Raw genomic sequence first — 18,651 nt, forward strand, 5'->3', positions numbered from 1 at the left:
CCACATGAGCTTCGGCGCCGATGAAGAGATCCTTCAGGATTTCCTTGTAGAGGCCGGCGAAATTTTAGAGCAACTGTCCGAACAACTGGTCGAGCTGGAAAGCCGCCCGGATGATGCGAACCTGCTCAATGCAATTTTTCGCGGTTTTCATACTGTAAAAGGGGGCGCCGGCTTCCTCCAGCTCCATGAGCTGGTGGAGTGCTGCCACATCGCCGAGAACGTGTTCGACATCCTGCGCAAGGGTGAGCGTCACGTTGATTCGGAGTTGATGGACGTGATTCTCGAAGCACTGGATGCGGTCAACGGCATGTTCAGCGAAGTGCGCGAGCGTGCCCCGATCACCGCAGCCACTCCGGAACTGCTGGCCGCCCTGGCGCGCTATGCCGAGCCGGCCGACACCACGGCAGCGCCGGTGGTCGAAGCCGTACCGGAACCAGTGGCGGAGCCTGAAGCGGATGTGACGGACAGCGAGTTCGAGCAACTGCTCAGTTCCCTCAGTGCCGTCAAGGCCGAAGCCGAAGCGCCGGCTGCGGTTGCCCCGGCTGCCCCGGCTGCCGCGCCGACCAGCGAGGACATTACCGACGCTGAGTTCGAGTCCCTGCTCGATCAATTGCACGGCAAGGGCCAGTTCGCTGCCGACGCCGTGGCGCCTGCCGGTGCCGCCGCCGGTGCTGCGGAGGTGCCCGCCGCTTCTGCCAGCACCGACATCACTGACGATGAATTCGAAGCGTTGCTCGACCAGTTGCATGGCAAGGGCACCTTCGCGGCCGATGCCTTGCCGGCAGTCGCCGCTACGGCCGCGGCCCCGGCAGCACCCGCTGCAGGCGCCAAGCCTGCGGACGATGGGTTGATCTCCGATCACGAGTTCGAAGCACTGCTGGACGATCTGCACGGCAAGGGCAAGTTCACCGAAGTCGCCCCGGCCGCTGCTGCAGCCACGGCGGCACCGGTTGCCGCCAAAGCCGCCGCGCCCGCCGCCAAGCCTGCGCCTGCGCCGGCTGCTGCTCCGGCGCCAGCGCGTGCCGCTGCGGCACCGGTCGCGGAAAAACCGGCCAGTGAAGCCGAAACCACCGTGCGGGTCGATACCGCACGGCTGGACGACATCATGAACATGGTCGGCGAGCTGGTACTGGTGCGTAACCGCCTGGTGCGCCTGGGCTTGAGCAGTGGCGATGAAGCCATGCAGAAGGCCGTGTCGAACCTCGACGTGGTCACCGCCGACCTGCAGACCGCCGTGATGAAAACGCGCATGCAGCCGATCAAGAAAGTCTTCGGCCGCTTCCCGCGCCTGGTCCGCGACCTCGCGCGCCAGTTGAAGAAAGAGATCAACCTGGAACTGGTGGGTGAAGAAACCGACCTCGACAAGAACCTTGTCGAGGCCCTGGCCGACCCGCTGGTCCACTTGGTGCGCAACGCTGTCGACCACGGTGTCGAAACCCCGGAAGAACGCGAAGCCTCGGGCAAGTCCCGTGGCGGCAAGGTGATCCTGGCGGCGGAGCAGGAAGGCGACCACATCCTGCTGTCGATCACCGATGACGGCAAGGGCATGGACCCGACCATCCTGCGCAATATCGCGGTCAAGCGTGGCGTGATGGACAAGGACGCCGCCGACCGCCTGACCGACACCGAGTGCTACAACCTGATCTTCGCTCCTGGCTTCTCGACCAAGACCGAGATTTCCGACGTGTCGGGCCGTGGCGTGGGCATGGACGTGGTGAAGACCAAGATCAGCCAGCTCAACGGCTCGATCAACATCTACTCGACCAAGGGCCAGGGCTCCAAGATCGTCATCAAGGTGCCGTTGACCCTGGCGATCATGCCGACCCTGATGGTGATGCTGGGCAACCAGGCGTTCGCCTTCCCGCTGGTCAACGTCAACGAGATCTTCCACCTCGACCTGTCGCGCACCAACGTGGTCGACGGCCAGGAAGTGGTGATCGTGCGGGACAAGGCGTTGCCCCTGTTCTACCTCAAGCGCTGGCTGGTTGCATCGGCCGCCCATGAAGAGCAGCGCGAAGGCCATGTGGTGATCCTCTCCGTGGGCACCCAGCGTATCGGCTTTGTCGTCGATCAACTGGTTGGCCAGGAAGAAGTGGTCATCAAGCCTTTGGGCAAAATGCTGCAGGGAACCCCGGGCATGTCGGGCGCGACCATCACCGGTGACGGTCGGATCGCGCTGATTCTCGATGTTCCGAGCATGCTCAAGCGTTACGCCGCTCGGCGTATTTGATTCTGGTGGGGCAGGGCGGTATTGCCCGCCCCACCTAACGGAGTGTTTATGGCAGTCAAGGTCCTGGTGGTGGACGATTCGGGTTTCTTCCGCCGCCGCGTCTCGGAAATTCTTTCCGCCGATCCAAGCATCCAGGTGGTCGGCACGGCCACCAACGGCAAAGAGGCGATTGATCAAGCCATTGCGTTGAAGCCGGACGTGATCACCATGGACTACGAGATGCCGATGATGGATGGCATCACGGCAGTCCGGCACATCATGCAACGCTGCCCGACCCCGGTATTGATGTTCTCCTCGCTGACCCACGAAGGCGCCCGAGTGACCCTCGACGCGCTGGATGCGGGGGCGGTGGACTTCCTGCCGAAGAATTTCGAAGACATCTCGCGCAACCCCGAGAAGGTCAAGCAACTGCTGTGCGAGAAAGTCCACAGTATTTCCCGCAGCAACCGCCGCAGCCTGTTCAGCGCGCCAGCCCCTGCGCCGGCACCGGTTGCTGCGCCGGCGGCGCCTGCCGGTTCCACGTTTGGCCGCCCGGCACCTGCGCCGGTTGCACGGCCTGCCGCGCCGCCGGTGCGGACGTCGGCACCGGCGGCTGCCCATTCGCCTGCGCCCAAGCGCAAGGCCTATAAGCTGGTCGCCATCGGCACCTCCACCGGCGGCCCGGTCGCCTTGCAGCGCGTGTTGACCCAATTGCCGGCCAACTTCCCGGCGCCGATCGTGTTGATCCAGCATATGCCCGCCGCGTTCACCAAGGCCTTCGCCGAGCGCCTGGACAAGCTGTGCCGCATCAGCGTCAAGGAAGCCGAGGATGGCGACATCCTGCGTCCTGGCCTGGCGTTGCTGGCTCCGGGCGGCAAGCAGATGATGGTCGACGGCCGTGGCGCGATCAAAATCCTGCCGGGCGATGAGCGCCTCAACTACAAGCCGTGCGTGGACATCACCTTCGGTTCGGCGGCCAAGTCCTACGGCGACAAAGTTCTGGCGGTGGTGCTCACCGGCATGGGCGCCGACGGCCGTGAAGGCGCGCGCCTGCTCAAGCAGGGCGGCAGTGCGATCTGGGCCCAGGACGAAGCCAGCTGCGTGATCTATGGCATGCCCATGGCCATCGTCAAGGCTGACCTGGCCGACGCCGTCTACAGCCTGGACGACATCGGCAGGCATCTGGTGGAGGCCTGCCTCTGATGGATGTATTGAGCCTGATCGGCATCATCCTGGCGTTTGTCGCCATTATTGGCGGCAACTACCTCGAAGGCGGTCACCTGGGCGCCCTGGCCAACGGCCCGGCGGCGCTGATCGTGATTGGCGGCACGGTGGGCGCCGCGTTGCTGCAGTCACCGATGAGTTCGTTCAAGCGTGCGATGCAGATCCTCATCTGGATCATTTTTCCGCCGCGTGTCGACCTGGCCGGTGGCATCGATCGTGTGGTCAACTGGAGCCTCACCGCACGCAAGGAAGGCCTGCTGGGCCTCGAAGGCGTGGCCGATGCCGAACCCGACAGCTATTCGCGCAAAGGCCTGCAATTGCTGGTGGACGGCGCCGAGCCGGAAGCGATCCGCAGCATCCTCGAGGTGGATTTCTACACCCAGGAAAGCCGCGACATCAACGCCGCCAAAGTATTTGAAAGCATGGGCGGCTACGCGCCGACCATCGGCATCATCGGCGCGGTGATGGGCCTGATCCACGTGATGGGCAACCTGGCCGATCCGTCGCAGTTGGGCAGCGGCATTGCCGTGGCGTTCGTTGCCACCATCTACGGGGTGGCCAGTGCCAACCTGGTGCTGTTGCCGGTGGCCAGCAAGCTCAAGTCGATTGCCATGCGCCAGTCGCGCTATCGCGAGATGCTGCTCGAAGGCATCCTGTCGATTGCCGAGGGCGAGAACCCGCGCTCCATCGAATTGAAGCTCCAGGGCTTCATGGATTGATGGGGAGTATTGCCAATGAGCCGTCGCCGTCGCGAGCCTGAAGAACACGTCAACCACGAGCGGTGGCTGGTGTCCTATGCGGACTTCATCACCTTGCTGTTCGCCTTTTTCGTGGTGATGTACTCCATCTCGTCGATCAACGAAGGCAAGTACAAGGTCATTTCCCAGGCGTTGATCGGTGTGTTCAACGACGCCGACCGTTCGCTCAAGCCGATCCCGATTGGCGAAGAGCGGCCCAGGACCGTGACCCCGGCCAAGCCGCTGGTCAACGACAGCGACGAAACCGCTGCCGGCGTGGGCGGCACCAGTGATCCGCTGAAAAGCATCGCCGACGATATCAGTGCCGCGTTTGGCGACCTGATCAGCTCCAACCAGATGACCGTGCGCGGCAATGAGTTGTGGGTGGAGATCGAGCTCAATTCCAGCCTGCTGTTCGCCAGTGCCGATGCATTGCCCAGCGACCAGGCGTTCACCATCATCGACAAGGTGGCGGCGATCCTCAAACCGTTTGAAAACCCGATCCACGTTGAAGGCTTTACCGACAATGTGCCGATCAGTACCGCGCAGTACCCGACCAACTGGGAGCTGTCATCGGCCCGTGCCGCAAGCATCGTGCGCATGCTCGCGATGCAGGGCGTGAACCCTGGACGCCTGGCGTCGGTGGGGTATGGCGAGTTCCAGCCGGTGGCCAATAACGCCACGCTCGAAGGCCGCGCACGCAACCGTCGGGTGGTGCTGGTGGTGTCCCGAAACCTGGAGGTGCGCCGTAGCCTGACCGGCACTGGTACCGCCAATGCAACACCGGATGCGGCCTTGAAGCGCGCTGGCACACAAACTGCACCGGCCCCTGCAAAGCCGCCGGTTCAGCAGAGTGCCGTCAATTCTCCGTCGCCGGCTCAATAACCTTATGCAATGTCTCGGTCGCGCGTGTGCCCACCGGGAGGAACCATCCGAATGAGAGTCTGGGCAGTTGCCAATCAAAAAGGTGGAGTCGGCAAGACCACCACCTCCATCGCTTTAGCCGGCTTGCTGGCCGAGGCGGGCAAGCGTGTGGTCGTGGTCGACCTCGACCCCCACGGCTCGATGACCAGCTATTTCGGCTACGACCCGGATGCGCTGGAGCACAGCAACTACGACCTGTTCCTGCACAAAGGCAACGTACCGGCCGACCTGCCCGGGCAATTGCTGCTGCCCACCAGTAACGAAAGCATTTTCCTGCTGCCGTCGAGTACCGCGCTGGCCACCCTGGAGCGCCAGTCGCCGGGGCAGAGCGGCCTGGGCCTGGTGATCGCCAAGACCCTGGCGCAACTGTGGCAGGACTTCGACTACGCGATCATCGACAGCCCGCCGTTGCTCGGGGTGCTGATGGTCAACGCTTTGGCGGCCAGCCAGCAACTGGTGATCCCGGTGCAGACCGAGCACCTGGCGGTCAAGGGCCTGGAGCGCATGGTCAGCACCCTGGCGATGATCAACCGTTCGCGCAAACAGGCGTTGCCCTACAGCATCGTGCCCACCCTGTTCGACCGCCGCACCCAGGCGTCCCTGGGCACCTTGCGCGTCCTGCGCGATGCCTACCCGGAGACTATCTGGAACGGCTACATTCCGGTGGACACCCGCCTGCGTGATGCCAGCCGTGCCGGGCTCACGCCGTCGCAGTTCGACGGCAAAAGCCGCGGTGTGCTGGCCTACCGGGCGTTGCTCAAGCACCTGCTGTCCCAGCAGCTTGTGGCGCAGGTGGCCTGATGATGAACCGTCCCGTCGAACTCAAGGTCAAGACCCGGCCGCAACTGGCACTGGAATCCTACCTGGATGCCTTGCTGCAGGACGCGACCGCAGAAGAATTACAGGAGCCTATCCTGGTGCTGGAGCCGGCGGTCGAAGTGCCGTCCTCGAGCAGCCTGGACGAGTTCCAGTTGGCTGTATTGGAAGAGCAGGCCCGCGATGCACTCGTCGTCCCGGTCAGCGTCCCGGTGGTCGCGCCCGTCGTACCTGCGGTGGTCGAGCCGGTCGTGGAAGTGCACCTGCCACCGAGCATCACGCCACCGCCGGTGAGTGGCGATGATCGGCCGGCCTGGGCGGCCGAGCCATTTGAATGTCTGCTGTTCGACGTCGCCGGGTTGACCCTGGCGGTGCCGTTGGTGTGCCTGGGCTCGATCTACTCGTTGGAGGGCCAGGAACTGACGCCGTTGTTCGGGCAGCCGGAGTGGTTCCTGGGCATCCTGCCGAGCCAGGCCGGTAACCTCAAGGTGCTGGACACCGCACGCTGGGTGATGCCCGACCGCTACCGCGATGACTTCCGCCAAGGCTTGCAATACGTGATCTCGGTGCAGGGCTACGAATGGGGGCTGGCGGTGCATCAAGTCAGCCGCTCGCTGCGCCTGGACCCGAATGAAATCAAATGGCGCAGCCATCGGGGCCAGCGGCCCTGGCTGGCAGGCACCGTGATCGAACACATGTGTGCGTTGCTGGACGTTGCCGAACTGGCCGAGTTGATCGCCAGCGGTGCCGTTAAAGCAATGCCGGTGAACAAACGCAGTTGATGGGACAACAAGGGCCGCGCGAACGTGCGGCCAAAAGAAGTACACACGCCGCCTACATCGGCATTTGAAGGGGTCAGAGATATGAACAAGTCAGCGTCCGCACAAGGTTTGGATGATCCGATCCTGCAATGGGTTACCTTCAAACTGGACAACGAAACCTACGGTATCAACGTGATGCGCGTGCAGGAAGTGCTGCGCTACACCGAGATCGCTCCGGTGCCCGGTGCGCCAAGCTATGTGCTGGGCATCATCAACCTGCGCGGCAACGTGGTGACGGTGATCGACACCCGCCAGCGTTTTGGCCTGGACACGGTCGAAGTCAGCGACAACACGCGTATCGTCATCATCGAAGCCGACAAGCAAGTGGTCGGGATCATGGTCGACAGCGTCGCGGAAGTGGTCTACCTGCGCCAATCGGAAGTGGAAACCGCGCCGAACGTGGGCAACGAGGAATCGGCCAAGTTCATCCAGGGCGTATGCAACAAGAACAACGAACTGTTGATTCTGGTTGAGCTGGACAAAATGATGAGCGAAGAAGAATGGTCGGAACTGGAGAGCATCTGATTGTTCCTTGAGGTCGCGGTGATTGTCCTGGCCCTGTTGTGGGCCGGGACCTTGGGTTTTCTGCTGCGCTACATACGCCAGCAGCGCGAGTTGGCGATGCAGCAGGCCGAGCGCGATGCGGTGCGTGATCGACGGGTGCTGGAGCTGGTCAAGCGGGTTGATCACTTCCAGCAGAGTGCGGTGAGGGTCGGGGACGAGGTGCATGAACTGCGCGCCATTCTCGCGCCGCTGCCGGACAAGCTGGCGCAGATCGAGCAGCGTGACCCTTCCAGCCTGTCATTTGCCCAGGCGGCGAAGCTGGTGGGCATGGGCGCTACCGTGGATGAACTGACCCAGTCGTGTGGCTTGACCCAGGCTGAGGCGCAGTTGATGAGTAAATTACACAAAAGCTGATTGTGCCGTGTATACCGTGCGCTTCTCGCTATGCCTTGAATGCCGCCTGCGGCTGATTGTGTCGGATGCGTCACCGTGCCATGTTTTTCCGTGGCACTTTTACTTGTTTGTGATGACCAAGCTACGCATGTAGGACGTTTCACTCACAAGGATGCGACATGCCTGTTGATCCCCTCTCGAGCAAAACCCTCTGTTTGGCTGCCGTCTTGGGTTGCCACCTCCGCGCTTACCGCGCAATCAAATGCCGTGCTTCAAGATCGACCGCGTCGTGCTCAGTGGCGATCAGGCTGAAGATGTCCAGTCAACCCTGTCGATGATCCGTTGCAGGGACGTTGCATCGGTGCCAGCGGCATTGACCTCACGTTGAGCCACGGGCCATGCCAGGGACGCGTTGGCGGGTGAGCGGTCTACGCAAACCATGAGGAGGAACGCGATGTTGAGGAGCGGGCTGCTGTTGAGTGTTTACGCGGTGTTATTGATTGGGTGCACGGGCAGGGGCTTCCAACCGCCGCCGCCGGATTTTACCGATTGGCAAAAGAGCGGGGTCTCTGTAGAGGGCGTCAAGAGCAGCATGCTCGCGTGCGGGTACGAGAATGTGGCGGGCACGGGCGGCGGCTCAATCGATGAGAGACTGAAGCACTTCTATTGCATGAAGGACGCTGGCTTTACCCGCAAGGATAATCTGGACCTGTGCAAGCTTGGCCGCGTTGGCGAATCTCCAGTGTGCGATGGCCGCCGCTGATCCATCACTAAAAGGAAGCAAGGAATGAACGATCTACGCAATGGACTGTACGGCGTCGCGCTGGCATTGGCGGTGGCAGGGCTGGGCGGTTGCGCCTCGTCGATGACGGTCACCGGCGAGCCGGGGGTGAAGATGGGCCAGAGCTACGCCCAGGTGCTCGCGGTGGTCAGCCGAAACAACGCTGTGACCAAGCAGGTCGAGGGCCAAGGCTTCCGGGCTGAGGGTTATTCGCCGATGTTCAAGGACTGCCGGATCAAGTACTTCATCTTCCAGGGCGCTGATGGCTTGCAGCAGGTGAAGTACGAGCCGGCGCCAGAGCTGTCGGTCAAGCAGAATTGCCGTCAGCCGTAAGCGGCCCTTTATTCCTCTGCGAGTTGACTGCTGATGAGCCTTTTACGTGTGGTTCCCGTGGCGTTGCTGGTGCTGCTGACCGGCTGCGGCCAAGTGGCGAACATCCGCTCCCTGTCCACCGGCTACGTTGCACCGCAGACCGGCGAGACCGCCCGCGTGCGGTTGATCACCGATGGTCTGGTGCGCGCGGTGCCGGGGCGTGATTGCCTGGACTGGAACGTGCCGGGCGCCGGGGTGATGGCGTCGACGAAAGCGGGCTTCCCCGATCACAACGGTGAAAGCCTGGGCATGCCTGGGCCGATTTATTCGTGGGCGGCTGCGGTGTCGTCGGAATTGGTGGTGCCGGCGAACACGCCGATCGCCTTTCATTACTTGGGGCAATTGCAGTATTCCCGGCAATGCTCCGCCAGCATGGCCTTCGTGCCTCGGCCCGGGGTGGATTACATGGTGCAGGCGTCCATGTATGCCAATTGTTCGATCCAGTTGCATGAACTGCCGGCGGGCGCCAAGCAATGGGTCGCTGTGGAGCCTGTGCCCAAGGGCAAGCTGTCGATGTGCAACGCGATGGATAACTTCTAGTGAGTCGCGGGATTAATTTTCAACGCCCATGGCTTTTTTTCGGTCGCCCAGGGTCCACATCCTTCAAGCACCTTTGAATCCAGGAGTAAGCCACCCATGACCACCCCCAAGGCACTGTTGATCCTCCACGGCAAGCAGGCCCTCAACGAGGACGTGCGCAGCGCCGTGCTGGCCCGGCGCGAGCAGGGCTGGGAGCTGGCGGTACGGGTGACCTGGGAGGGCGGTGACGCAAAGCGCCTGGTCAAGGAGGCCCTGGAGGGCGGCTATACCCACATCATTGCCGGCGGCGGCGATGGCACCTTGCGCGACGTGGCCGAGGCCATGGCGCAGGCCAAGGGTGACGCCAGCCTGGTGCTGATGCCCCTGGGGACCGCCAATGATTTCGCCAAGGCTGCCGGCGTGCCCTTGGAGCCCGCCCAGGCCCTGGCGTTGCTGGATGTGCCGCCCAGGGCGATCGACCTCGGCCAGGTCGGCGGGCAAATCTTCCTGAATATGGCCACCGGCGGCTTCGGCAGCCAGGTTACCGCCAATACCTCCGAAGACCTGAAGAAAGTCCTCGGTGGCGCCGCCTACCTGTTCACCGGCCTGACGCGCTTCAGCGAGTTGAAGGCCGCCTATGCGGAGCTGGACGGGCCGGATTTCCACTGGAAAGGCGAGCTGCTTGCCCTGGGTATCGGCAACGGTCGCCAGGCGGGCGGTGGGCATGTGCTGTGCCCTGGGGCATTGGCCGACGATGGCTTGCTGGACGTCAGTATCCTGCCGGCGCCCCAGGAAGTGGTCGGCACCTTGCGCGAGCTGATGGGCAACGGTTGGGAGCTGGACGCGATGTTCGTGCGGGCACGCCTGCCGTGGGTCAACATCAAGGTCGCGCAGGGCTTGTACATCAACCTCGATGGCGAGCCGCTGGAAGGTGACGACCTGCACTTCGAGGCCTTGCCCAAGGCCCTGCGCGTGCATCTGCCGGTGGGTTCGCCCCTAGTCGTCCAGGCTGATGATCTGCTCGCGCACGGCAAATAACACCAGGCCCGCCACGTCGAATATCTGCAGGCGCTTCATGATTTGCGAGCGGTGGGCTTCTACGGTCTTGATGCTCAGGCCCAGGCCGTGGGCGATCTCGCGGGTGGATTTGCCGCGCACGATCAGGCGCAGGATTTCCAGTTGGCGGGCCGTGAGGTTATGGCTGTGGCTGGTGGGCGTGGCCGGCCCCTGGCTGCGCACCAGCGCCTGGTTGATCACGGTATGGGCGATCGCCGGGCTCAGGTAGCGCTCGTTGTTGCGCAAGGCCAGCAACGCGTGTTCCAGCTCGTTGGCAGTGGTGTCCTTGAGCAGGTAGCCGTGGGCGCCCGCTTCCAGCGCGCACATGATCAGCTCCGGATCGGTGTGCATCGACAGGATCAGCACCTTGCTCCTGGGGTGCACACGCTTGAGTTGCTGCAGCGCGTCGAGGCCAGTGGTGTGTTTCATGGACAAGTCCAACAGCACGATATCCGGCAGCAGGGTATTGAACTGCTCCAGCAATTGCGCGCCATCGCTGGCTTCGCCGGTCACCGTGTAGCCGGGAATATCCTGTACCAGCGCACGTACGCCGGCCCTGATCAGTGCATGGTCATCCACCAGGAGTAATGTGCAGGTCACTCGATAACCTTAGGGGCGCTGGCCCGTTCGAGGGAGCGAGGCGCCCAGGGGAAAAGCGCGTCGATCCGTGTGCCGTGGCCTGGTTGGCTGCTGACGGACAATGAACCCCCAAGCTGGTCAATGCGCTCGGACATGCCGGCCATGCCCCGTTGGCCTTCCAGGCCGGGGTTGATGGCGGGCGAAAAGCCCTGGCCGTCATCGCAGATGGTCAGCGACAGGCCCTCGGGCAGGCGCTGCAGGCGCACCAGCAGGTTGCGCGCCTGGGCGTGGCGCAGCATGTTGGTCACGGCTTCCTGGGTAATGCGAAAGGCCGCCACGGCCATTTCTTCAGGGATGCCGGTCAGTCGTTGCTGGCATTCGAGGCTCCAGTGCACCGGGGTGTTTTCCAGGGTCTTGAGCAGGTGCGCGCGCAGGCTGGCTTCCAGGCCCAGGCTGGCGAGCTGCCGGGGGTTGAGGATGGCGGACACGTCGCGCACCTTGGCCAGGGTCTCGTTCAAGGTGTTGCACAGCACGGTGCACTGGCTTTGCAGCTCCTCCGGCAGGCGGCGCTTGAGCCATTCGCTTTGCAGCTTGGCGGCGGTCAGCAACTGGCCGATATCGTCATGCAGTTCACGGCTGAGGCGATGACGTTCGTTTTCCTGCACTTGCAACAGGCGATCGGCCAACTCCTGGGGCTGGAACTTGATGGATTTACGCGAGCGCCACTGTTGCAGGCCAACCACCACCAAGATGGCCAGGTTGAGCAGCAGCACCAGCAGTGGCAGCGGCGCGGAGCGGCTGTAGGCCCACAGGCTCAGCAGCAGCGAGCCGAGGCACAGGGCGAGGATCAAACGGCGTGCGTTACTGCGGGACGCGGACCTTGCGATGAATGTCTTGAGGCTGGCATGCATAGCGGATGGAGCCAATGAAGGTTCGCTGCGGGAAGACCGGTCGCGGCTGACCGGGCTCTGTTTGGAATACGTTCTTGAATCGTTCTCAAGCTGGCTGAAGTTGAGTCACTTCAAGCGGGTGCATAGTACCACCACTCTTACCGTTGGTCGCCAGGTGCCGTGCCTGGCGGGCCTATTTAAACGCGCAACAACTCGAGGAATGATAATCCCAGAGTTAATGAAGTGAGGTTGTATTATTTCAAAGGGTTTGTATCGTTAATGGCTAATTGATATTGAATAGCCATTTTTCTCCAGCAGATTAGTTGGAGTCGTCGTTTTTAGATAACCCCGTGCTTGAATGCGACCTGATAACGCTTCAAGACAAATGGTGCATACGTTGTTGCGGATTGTAACTGAAACCCTTTTGCGGAATGTGCAGGGTGACCGTGTCAATCAACTTGGTCTGTTCTTCTTCATCCAGGGGCAGTTGGCCTGTTTTTGCATCGATCAATTCCAACTGCCAGGCCAGCAATGTCAGGCAGTCATGCAGGGCGTCCAGGGCTTGATCATGTAACTGCAACGGGTTTTCGGCGTTGGCGATCACGTCCTGGATATGCCGCGAGAACTCGCTGATCGCTTGCAGGGCCAGGCAATCGGCCTTTTCGGCGAGCTTGATCAGGCTGATTTTCATGCAGTCGATGGCGTCACTGTCGTTGCGGATCAAATGCAGGTGGCTCAGGCATTCTTCCGACTTGGTCAGCAGCTTTTCAGCCTCGCGCAGGAACTCAGGAAGTGCAAGTTGCCACTCGTTACCGTCGTTCATCATGCAAGTCTCCACAACATAAGGTCGGGTGATGAGAGGTCGCACCGGGTGAATGGCGTAAAACTACCGCTGAAAGATAACGGGAATCTGTAGGTTGCTTCTGAGTTTTCAGTAGGACGTTTATTTGAATGACGGCGACGGCTGTGCGTGGCCCCCGTGAGCGGGCTCGATTGCACACCTTCAGTTGCCGCGACGTGAGCGTCTGGAAAACCCATAAGACGAGGGCTGGGGATGGCAAACAAAAGCCTGACTCCATTCATGCAATGAGAATGGCGTCACATTAATGGCTATTAGATATTGCGAACATCAGGTTGGGCCTGATTGTGTATAGGGGAATCCCTTACATGGCGGAACCTTGCGTCGATTTGAATGTCGCGCAACGTCGCTGCACCGCCATATGAACAGGCCTCAGCAGTAAAGCATGATGTCAGTGTGACATCAATGAATTTACGTGGCATTTTACCGGGGTCAAGGTCCGGCGTTTGCCGCCGATAACAAGCTAACTGCACAAACACTTCACGCATTACTTTCCAGCGCACACCAGGAGCTCTTAATGGCCGGCATTCTCGACACGGTAGACCAACGCACGCAACTGGTGGGTGAGAATCGCCTGGAGATCCTCATGTTCCGCCTGGCCGGGCGGCAGCTGTTTGCCATCAACGTGTTCAAGGTGCAGGAAGTCCTGCAACTGCCCAAGCTGACCCTGATGCCCCAGCGCCACCCCTTCGTGTGCGGCGTGGTCAACCTGCGGGGCCAGACCCTGCCGGTGATCGACTTGTCCCAGGCCATCGGCATGCGTCCGCTGGTGCCGGGCCCCAACAGCACCATTATCGTCACCGAGTACAACCGCTCGGTGCAGGCGTTCCTGGTGGGTGGCGTGGACCGCATCGTCAACATGAACTGGGAAGCCATCCTGCCGCCGCCGACCAGCGCCGGGCGCCAGCATTACCTCACCGCCATCAGCAAGGTCGACGACCAGTTGGTGGAGATCATCGACGTGGAAAAAGTCCTCGCCGAGATCGTGCCGTACAACGCCAAGGTCTCCCGCGAAAAACTCGACGACCCGGTGCTGGAACGCGCCCGTGGCCGCGAAGTGCTGCTGGTGGACGACTCCAACGTGGCCCTGTCGCAATTGCGCGACACCCTCGGCCAACTGGGCGTGAAGATGCACATCGCCAGCGACGGTCTCAAGGCGCTGAACATGCTCAAGGCCTGGGCCGACGCCGGCCATGTGATGACCGACAAGCTGCTGATGATCTTCACCGACGCCGAAATGCCCGAGATGGACGGCTACCGCCTCACCACCGAAATCCGCAACGACCCACGGCTGCGCAAGCTCTACGTGGTGCTGCACACCTCGCTGTCGGGCAGTTTCAACGACTCGATGGTGAAGAAGGTCGGCTGCGACAACTTCCTGTCCAAGTTCCAGCCGGACAAGCTGGTGGATGTGGTGCGTCAGCGCCTGATGCTGGACGAAGCGTCCGCTTGACCTTAGGGTGACGGCTTTGCCCCTCAGGAATGTTGGCCCATGCTTCGTCTCAGCGCGTTGTACCGTTACCCCTTGAAGTCCGGCAAGGCCGAAACCCTGCAACAGATCGGCCTGGATAAACTGGGGTTGGACGGCGATCGACGCTGGATGCTGGTGGATGAGGCCAGCGGGCGTTTCCTCACCCAGCGCGCCGTGGCGAAGATGAGCCAACTGTCGGCGCTGTGGAACAGCAGCGGCGGCCTGACCCTGAGTTCGCCTGGCTACGCGCCGCTGGACGTGGCGTTGCCCGGCAGCGCGGCTGAGTTACGTGGCGTGACCATCTGGCGCGACACCTTGCGTGTGCCGGACGCCGGCGACGAAGCCGCCGCCTGGGTCAGCGCCTTTATCGGCAAACCGACACGGCTGGTGCAGATTCCTCTGGAGCTGGCGCGCACTACCCAGGCAGGTTACGGCCGCGATGATGACCAGGTCGCGTTCGCCGACGGTTATCCGTTACTGGTGATCGGGCAAGCGTCCCTCGACGACCTCTCGCAAAAAGTCGGCCGTCCCATGGACATGCTGCGCTTTCGCCCCAACCTGGTGATCGAAGGCAGTGACGCCTTCGCCGAGGATGGCTGGAAGCGCCTGCGCATCGGGGATGTGGAGTTTCGTGCAGTCAAGCCCTGCTCACGCTGCATTCTCACCACCATCGATCCGCACACCGGCGAGCGCAGTCCCGACCGTGAGCCTTTTGTGACGCTGGAGGCCTACCGCAAGACCGAGGACGGCGCGATTTTTGGCCAGAACCTGGTCAACGATGGCGTGGGCCGCCTGGAAGTGGGCATGCCGGTGGTCATCCTCGAATAAGCCATTGGCCCATAAAAAATGCCCGTCTCCTGGGAGACGGGCATTTTTTTTGCGGCGCAGCGATCAGCCGCGGTATTCGCACAGGTAAGCGGTGTCTACCGCGACCTTCAGCTGGAACTTGCTGTTGGCCGGTACGTTGAACTGGCTGCCGGCGGCGAAGGTTTCCCAGTCATTGGCGTCGGGCAGCTTGACGCTCAGGGCGCCGGACACCACGTGCATGATTTCGCGCTGGGCGGTGCCGAATTCGTATTCACCCGGGGCCATTACGCCGATGGTCGCCGGACCTTCTGCGGTGCCGAAAGCGATCGACTTGACGGTGCCGTCGAAGTACTCGTTGACTTTGAACATGGGCGAATCCTCGGAAAAAGGGTCTGGAAAGGTCGGCCAGTATGCCCAAGGCCAGGGAAGCTGCCTAGACCGGCAAAATCAGCGGCAGCAGGCGCGCGGTGTTGCGTGCATCTTCCAGCGCGCGATGTTGCTGGCCCTGGAACTGCATCCCCGCCAATTGCAGGGCGCCATTGAGCCCCAGGGGCTTGTCCAGGCGCCGGGCCTTGGCGAAGCGTTGCTTGAGGTTGACATGGGGCGTGGGGGCCATGGCGCTGGCCAGGCCATGGCGCTGCCATTCGAGCTCCAGCTGCACGCGGTCGTAGTCACCCCAACTGGCCCAGCCTTCCAGGCGCGCCTGATGCTGGCCCAGCCAGCGCTCGAACAGCGGCCACACCTCGATGAACGGCGCAGCGCCGTCGATATTTGCCTGGGTGATATGGGTCAGCTGGCGACAAAAGGGCGTGAGCAAGGGGCGGCGCAGCGGCCGCACAAAGCGCTGGAAGTGGTCCAGCTCGCGGCCCTGGCGGTTCACCAGGCTCGCGCCGATCTCGATGACTTCCATCTCCGTCACGGGCCAGCCGCCTTCATCCGTTGTGGCTTCAAGGTCAATAATCAGCCAATGAGGCATCGCGCAGGTTCCCGTACTCGTCCTTTCCTGTTGGGGATAGAGCGTAGACCGGCCTTGTAGTTCCGACTAGGGGGTTATTCGATCTCCAGCAGAACCTGGCGATTGCGTACCTGATCGCCCGCCATCACCTGTACGGCCTTGACCACGCCGTCCCTCTCGGCCTTGAGTGGATGCTCCATTTTCATGGCTTCGAGCACCAGCAGCAGTTGGCCTTTGGCCACCTGTTCACCGGTGCTGACGCGGACGTCGACGATGGCACCGTCCATCGGTGCCTTGACCGTGCCGCTGCCGGCGTCGGCCTGGCGCCCGGCAACCTGCTGGGTGTGGTTGGTGACGATAAGGCCAGGCAACCACAGCCGAGAGCCCTCCAGGTGATAGGCGATACGCCGGCGAATGCCGTTGAGCACCACGGTGGCGTGACGGCCATCGGTGCTGAGTGGCAGGGGGGCGGCGGTGACGGTGTGGGTTTCGCCGTCGACCTCCAGGCGAAAGGTGCAGGGAACCCGGGCGTTGTTGCGCCATCCCGCGAGGCCGTGGGGATGCTGGTCGGCGCTGTGTTGGTAAAACAGCGCGGCGGCCAGGGCGAGTTGATCACTTGTCGCGGCCTGGCGCGGTATTTCGCCGAAGTGCTCGGCGATAAAGCCGGTGCTGAAATCACCGTCGATAAACCCTGGGTGCTTGAGCAATTCAGCCAACAAGCGCTGATTGGTCGTCACCCCCAGCAACAACGTGTCCTCCACCGCCCGCAGCAGCTTGCGCCGGGCTTCTTCGCGGGTGGCGCCATGGGCGATGAGCTTGCCGAGCATCGGGTCATAGAACGGGCTGATGGTTTCGCCTTCGCACAGCCCATGGTCAACCCGTACGCCCACGGCCGGTTCCCAGCGCAGCACCTCACCGGTTTGCGGCAGGAAGCCCTGGGCCGGATCCTCAGCATAGAGGCGCACTTCCATGGCGTGGCCGCTCAGGCTCACCTGCGCCTGCTCGAGCGGCAGCGGCTGGCCGGCGGCGATCTGCAGTTGCCAGGCCACCAGGTCGAGGCCGGTGATCAGCTCGGTGACCGGGTGCTCCACTTGCAGGCGGGTGTTCATTTCCAGGAAGTAGAACCGGCCGTTGCGGTCGAGCAGGAATTCCACGGTACCGGCGCCGAGGTAATTCACTGCGCGCCCGGCCTTGAGCGCGGCCTCGCCCATGGCCTGGCGCAGTTCGGGCGTCATCACCGGGCAGGGCGCTTCCTCGATGACTTTTTGATGGCGGCGCTGGATCGAGCAGTCGCGTTCGCCGAGGTAAATCAGGTTGCCGTGGCGGTCGCCGAACAGTTGGATCTCGACGTGGCGCGGCTCGATCAGCGCCTGTTCGAGGATCAGTTCGTCACTGCCGAACGCATGCCTGGCCTCCGAGCGGGCGCTGTGCAGGCTTTCCAGCAGCGCCTCCGGCTGGTGGACCAGACGCATGCCACGGCCACCGCCGCCGGCGCTGGCCTTGATCATCAGCGGGTAGCCGATGCGCTCGGCTTCCCGTTGCAGGCAGGTGTCATCCTGGGCGCTGCCCTGGTAGCCGGCGATGCAAGGCACGCCGGCCTCGAGCATGGCGAGTTTGGACCGGCGCTTGCTGCCCATCAATTCGATGGCCTCGGCGCTGGGGCCGATGAAGGTCAGGCCGGCGTCCTGGCACGCGCGGGCGAAACCGGGGTTTTCCGAGAGGAAGCCGTAGCCGGGGTGGATGGCGTCGGCGCCGGTCAGTTTGGCTGCATTGAGGATGGCTTCTATGTTCAGGTACGACTGCTGTACCGGGGCGGGGCCGATGTGGACGGCTTCGTCGGCCATTTGTATGTGCCGGGCTTGGGCGTCGGCGTCGCTGTAGACGGCGACGGTGCGGTAGCCCAATGCCTGGGCCGTGCGCTGGATGCGGCAGGCGATTTCGCCGCGGTTGGCGATCAGGATTTTTGTGAACTGCGGCATTTTTTGCTCCGTGTGTATATCCGTTATTTAGGTAACGGCCACTTAGGGTTCCGCTCTTACAGCGGGTCACTTTTGGAAGGACCCAAAAGTAACCAAAAGGTCCTCGCCCCAACACTCGGCACCTCGCCTAGGCTCGGTGTGCCCTCACTCCGGCTTTGGAGCGTGGGCCGCCGCACTGGGCCATCCCTGGCCCAGTGCGGCTAACCCGGCGTCCTGCCGGGTTACCCACGCTCCAAAGCCTGCGTTCGGCCAGCGTGTTTGACGGGGCGATCCCACATCAAAAACAAAGCGAGGCGGCCTTAAAGCCGACCTGATCTTTGAAGCGTACGCGGTGTGGCTTCTACTTCCTTAACCGCTGACGAAGTCAGCAATCTTTTGATCTGCTCTGGCTCTTGATCTGCTTTTGATTTTGATCTTAGGCGCCCCGTTAACCACGCTGGCCGAACGCAGGCTTGAATCCGTGGGTAACCCGGCAGGACGCCGGGTTAGCCGTCCTGGGCCAGGGATGGCCCATGACGGCGGCCCACGGATTCAAGCCTGCGTTCGGGCATACCGAGCCTAGGCGAGGTACCGAGTGGTGGGGCAAGAGCCCTTTGGTTACTTTGGGGCTTTTCCAAAGTGACCCGCCGTAAGGGCGGAACCCATAGCCGCCGTTACCGCAGCAACGGATATGTACTCGCTCAAAGCCAACGACATGGTCGGCCCGAAGGCCGCCACGGCAGCAAGCGCCCTCGCCACAGACTACAGAAAATTGT

The 18,651-nt window shown here is 62.4% G+C and carries 21 protein-coding genes; 14 read left to right on the forward strand and 7 right to left on the reverse strand.

Features of this window, described 5'->3' with window-relative positions:
• The first annotated feature begins 4 nt into the window (after positions 1-4).
• The 12 genes from C8K58_RS12485 to yegS all read left to right on the forward strand — a co-directional run bounded on the left by C8K58_RS12485 (position 5) and on the right by yegS (position 10,338).
• Entirely contained in the window at positions 5-2,230 is a 2,226-nt protein-coding gene (locus tag C8K58_RS12485) for a chemotaxis protein CheA (RefSeq protein ID WP_108573779.1), read from the forward strand.
• Positions 2,231-2,278: 48 nt separating this feature from the next.
• Positions 2,279-3,412: a chemotaxis response regulator protein-glutamate methylesterase gene (locus C8K58_RS12490; protein ID WP_074847404.1), complete on the forward strand. Its 1,134-nt coding sequence runs from the start codon at positions 2,279-2,281 to the stop codon at positions 3,410-3,412.
• Positions 3,412-4,152 carry a flagellar motor protein gene (locus tag C8K58_RS12495; protein ID WP_027603872.1) on the forward strand — a complete coding sequence of 247 codons (741 nt, stop codon included), beginning with the start codon at positions 3,412-3,414 and terminating at the stop codon, positions 4,150-4,152. Before C8K58_RS12490 ends, C8K58_RS12495 begins: the two co-directional genes overlap by 1 nt.
• 15 nt (positions 4,153-4,167) lie before the next feature.
• The gene (gene motD / locus C8K58_RS12500) at positions 4,168-5,055 is read left to right on the forward strand and encodes a flagellar motor protein MotD (protein ID WP_027603873.1); all 888 of its coding nucleotides are present in this window, start codon (positions 4,168-4,170) and stop codon (positions 5,053-5,055) included.
• 51 nt (positions 5,056-5,106) lie between these two features.
• Positions 5,107-5,895, forward strand: coding sequence for a ParA family protein (locus tag C8K58_RS12505; protein WP_027603874.1), 789 nt, complete (start codon positions 5,107-5,109; stop codon positions 5,893-5,895).
• A gap of 2 nt (positions 5,896-5,897) precedes the next feature.
• Positions 5,898-6,692 carry a CheW domain-containing protein gene (locus tag C8K58_RS12510; protein WP_027603875.1) on the forward strand — a complete coding sequence of 265 codons (795 nt, stop codon included), beginning with the start codon at positions 5,898-5,900 and terminating at the stop codon, positions 6,690-6,692.
• An 81-nt stretch (positions 6,693-6,773) separates the two neighbouring features.
• Positions 6,774-7,256, forward strand: a complete 483-nt coding sequence (locus C8K58_RS12515; RefSeq protein WP_005790025.1) for a chemotaxis protein CheW — start codon at positions 6,774-6,776, stop codon at positions 7,254-7,256.
• Positions 7,257-7,649, forward strand: coding sequence for a DUF2802 domain-containing protein (locus C8K58_RS12520; protein WP_092355175.1), 393 nt, complete (start codon positions 7,257-7,259; stop codon positions 7,647-7,649).
• Positions 7,650-8,082: 433 nt separating this feature from the next.
• Complete coding sequence (locus C8K58_RS12525) at positions 8,083-8,391, forward strand: hypothetical protein (RefSeq protein WP_027603877.1); 309 nt, start codon at positions 8,083-8,085, stop codon at positions 8,389-8,391.
• 24 nt (positions 8,392-8,415) lie between these two features.
• Positions 8,416-8,742 carry a hypothetical protein gene (locus tag C8K58_RS12530; RefSeq protein ID WP_108573780.1) on the forward strand — a complete coding sequence of 109 codons (327 nt, stop codon included), beginning with the start codon at positions 8,416-8,418 and terminating at the stop codon, positions 8,740-8,742.
• A gap of 33 nt (positions 8,743-8,775) precedes the next feature.
• Positions 8,776-9,321, forward strand: coding sequence for a hypothetical protein (locus tag C8K58_RS12535; RefSeq protein ID WP_027603879.1), 546 nt, complete (start codon positions 8,776-8,778; stop codon positions 9,319-9,321).
• A gap of 96 nt (positions 9,322-9,417) precedes the next feature.
• Positions 9,418-10,338, forward strand: a complete 921-nt coding sequence (yegS, locus tag C8K58_RS12540; protein WP_092355172.1) for a lipid kinase YegS — start codon at positions 9,418-9,420, stop codon at positions 10,336-10,338.
• Here yegS and C8K58_RS12545 read toward each other — a convergent pair.
• The 4 genes from C8K58_RS12545 to C8K58_RS32240 all read right to left on the reverse strand — a co-directional run bounded on the left by C8K58_RS12545 (position 10,297) and on the right by C8K58_RS32240 (position 13,172).
• The gene (locus tag C8K58_RS12545; protein WP_092355169.1) at positions 10,297-10,956 is read right to left on the reverse strand and encodes a response regulator transcription factor; all 660 of its coding nucleotides are present in this window, start codon (positions 10,954-10,956) and stop codon (positions 10,297-10,299) included. The genes yegS and C8K58_RS12545 overlap by 42 nt on opposite strands.
• A complete protein-coding gene (locus C8K58_RS12550; RefSeq protein WP_027603882.1) occupies positions 10,953-11,846 on the reverse strand; it encodes a sensor histidine kinase in 894 nt (297 codons plus the stop codon). Before C8K58_RS12550 ends, C8K58_RS12545 begins: the two co-directional genes overlap by 4 nt.
• 355 nt (positions 11,847-12,201) lie before the next feature.
• Positions 12,202-12,651 carry a hypothetical protein gene (locus tag C8K58_RS12555; protein WP_027603883.1) on the reverse strand — a complete coding sequence of 150 codons (450 nt, stop codon included), beginning with the start codon at positions 12,649-12,651 and terminating at the stop codon, positions 12,202-12,204.
• 287 nt (positions 12,652-12,938) lie between these two features.
• Positions 12,939-13,172: a hypothetical protein gene (locus C8K58_RS32240; protein ID WP_133822115.1), complete on the reverse strand. Its 234-nt coding sequence runs from the start codon at positions 13,170-13,172 to the stop codon at positions 12,939-12,941.
• Between the two features lie 29 nt (positions 13,173-13,201).
• Here C8K58_RS32240 and C8K58_RS12560 point away from each other — a divergent pair, with 29 nt between their 5' ends.
• Positions 13,202-14,137, forward strand: a complete 936-nt coding sequence (locus tag C8K58_RS12560) for a chemotaxis protein CheV (protein WP_027603884.1) — start codon at positions 13,202-13,204, stop codon at positions 14,135-14,137.
• A 39-nt stretch (positions 14,138-14,176) separates the two neighbouring features.
• Positions 14,177-14,983, forward strand: a complete 807-nt coding sequence (locus tag C8K58_RS12565; RefSeq protein ID WP_108573781.1) for an MOSC domain-containing protein — start codon at positions 14,177-14,179, stop codon at positions 14,981-14,983.
• 63 nt (positions 14,984-15,046) lie between these two features.
• Here C8K58_RS12565 and C8K58_RS12570 read toward each other — a convergent pair whose 3' ends face one another.
• The 3 genes from C8K58_RS12570 to C8K58_RS12580 all read right to left on the reverse strand — a co-directional run bounded on the left by C8K58_RS12570 (position 15,047) and on the right by C8K58_RS12580 (position 17,896).
• Entirely contained in the window at positions 15,047-15,331 is a 285-nt protein-coding gene (locus C8K58_RS12570) for a pyrimidine/purine nucleoside phosphorylase (protein WP_027603886.1), read from the reverse strand.
• A 64-nt stretch (positions 15,332-15,395) separates the two neighbouring features.
• Positions 15,396-15,938 (reverse strand): exonuclease domain-containing protein, encoded by a 543-nt coding sequence (locus tag C8K58_RS12575; RefSeq protein ID WP_027603887.1) that lies wholly within the window; start codon positions 15,936-15,938, stop codon positions 15,396-15,398.
• Positions 15,939-16,012: 74 nt separating this feature from the next.
• Entirely contained in the window at positions 16,013-17,896 is a 1,884-nt protein-coding gene (locus C8K58_RS12580) for an acetyl/propionyl/methylcrotonyl-CoA carboxylase subunit alpha (protein ID WP_108573782.1), read from the reverse strand.
• Positions 17,897-18,651: the final 755 nt, after the last annotated feature.

This window comes from Pseudomonas sp. GV047, assembly GCF_003058245.1.
GTDB lineage: Bacteria > Pseudomonadota > Gammaproteobacteria > Pseudomonadales > Pseudomonadaceae > Aquipseudomonas > Aquipseudomonas marginalis.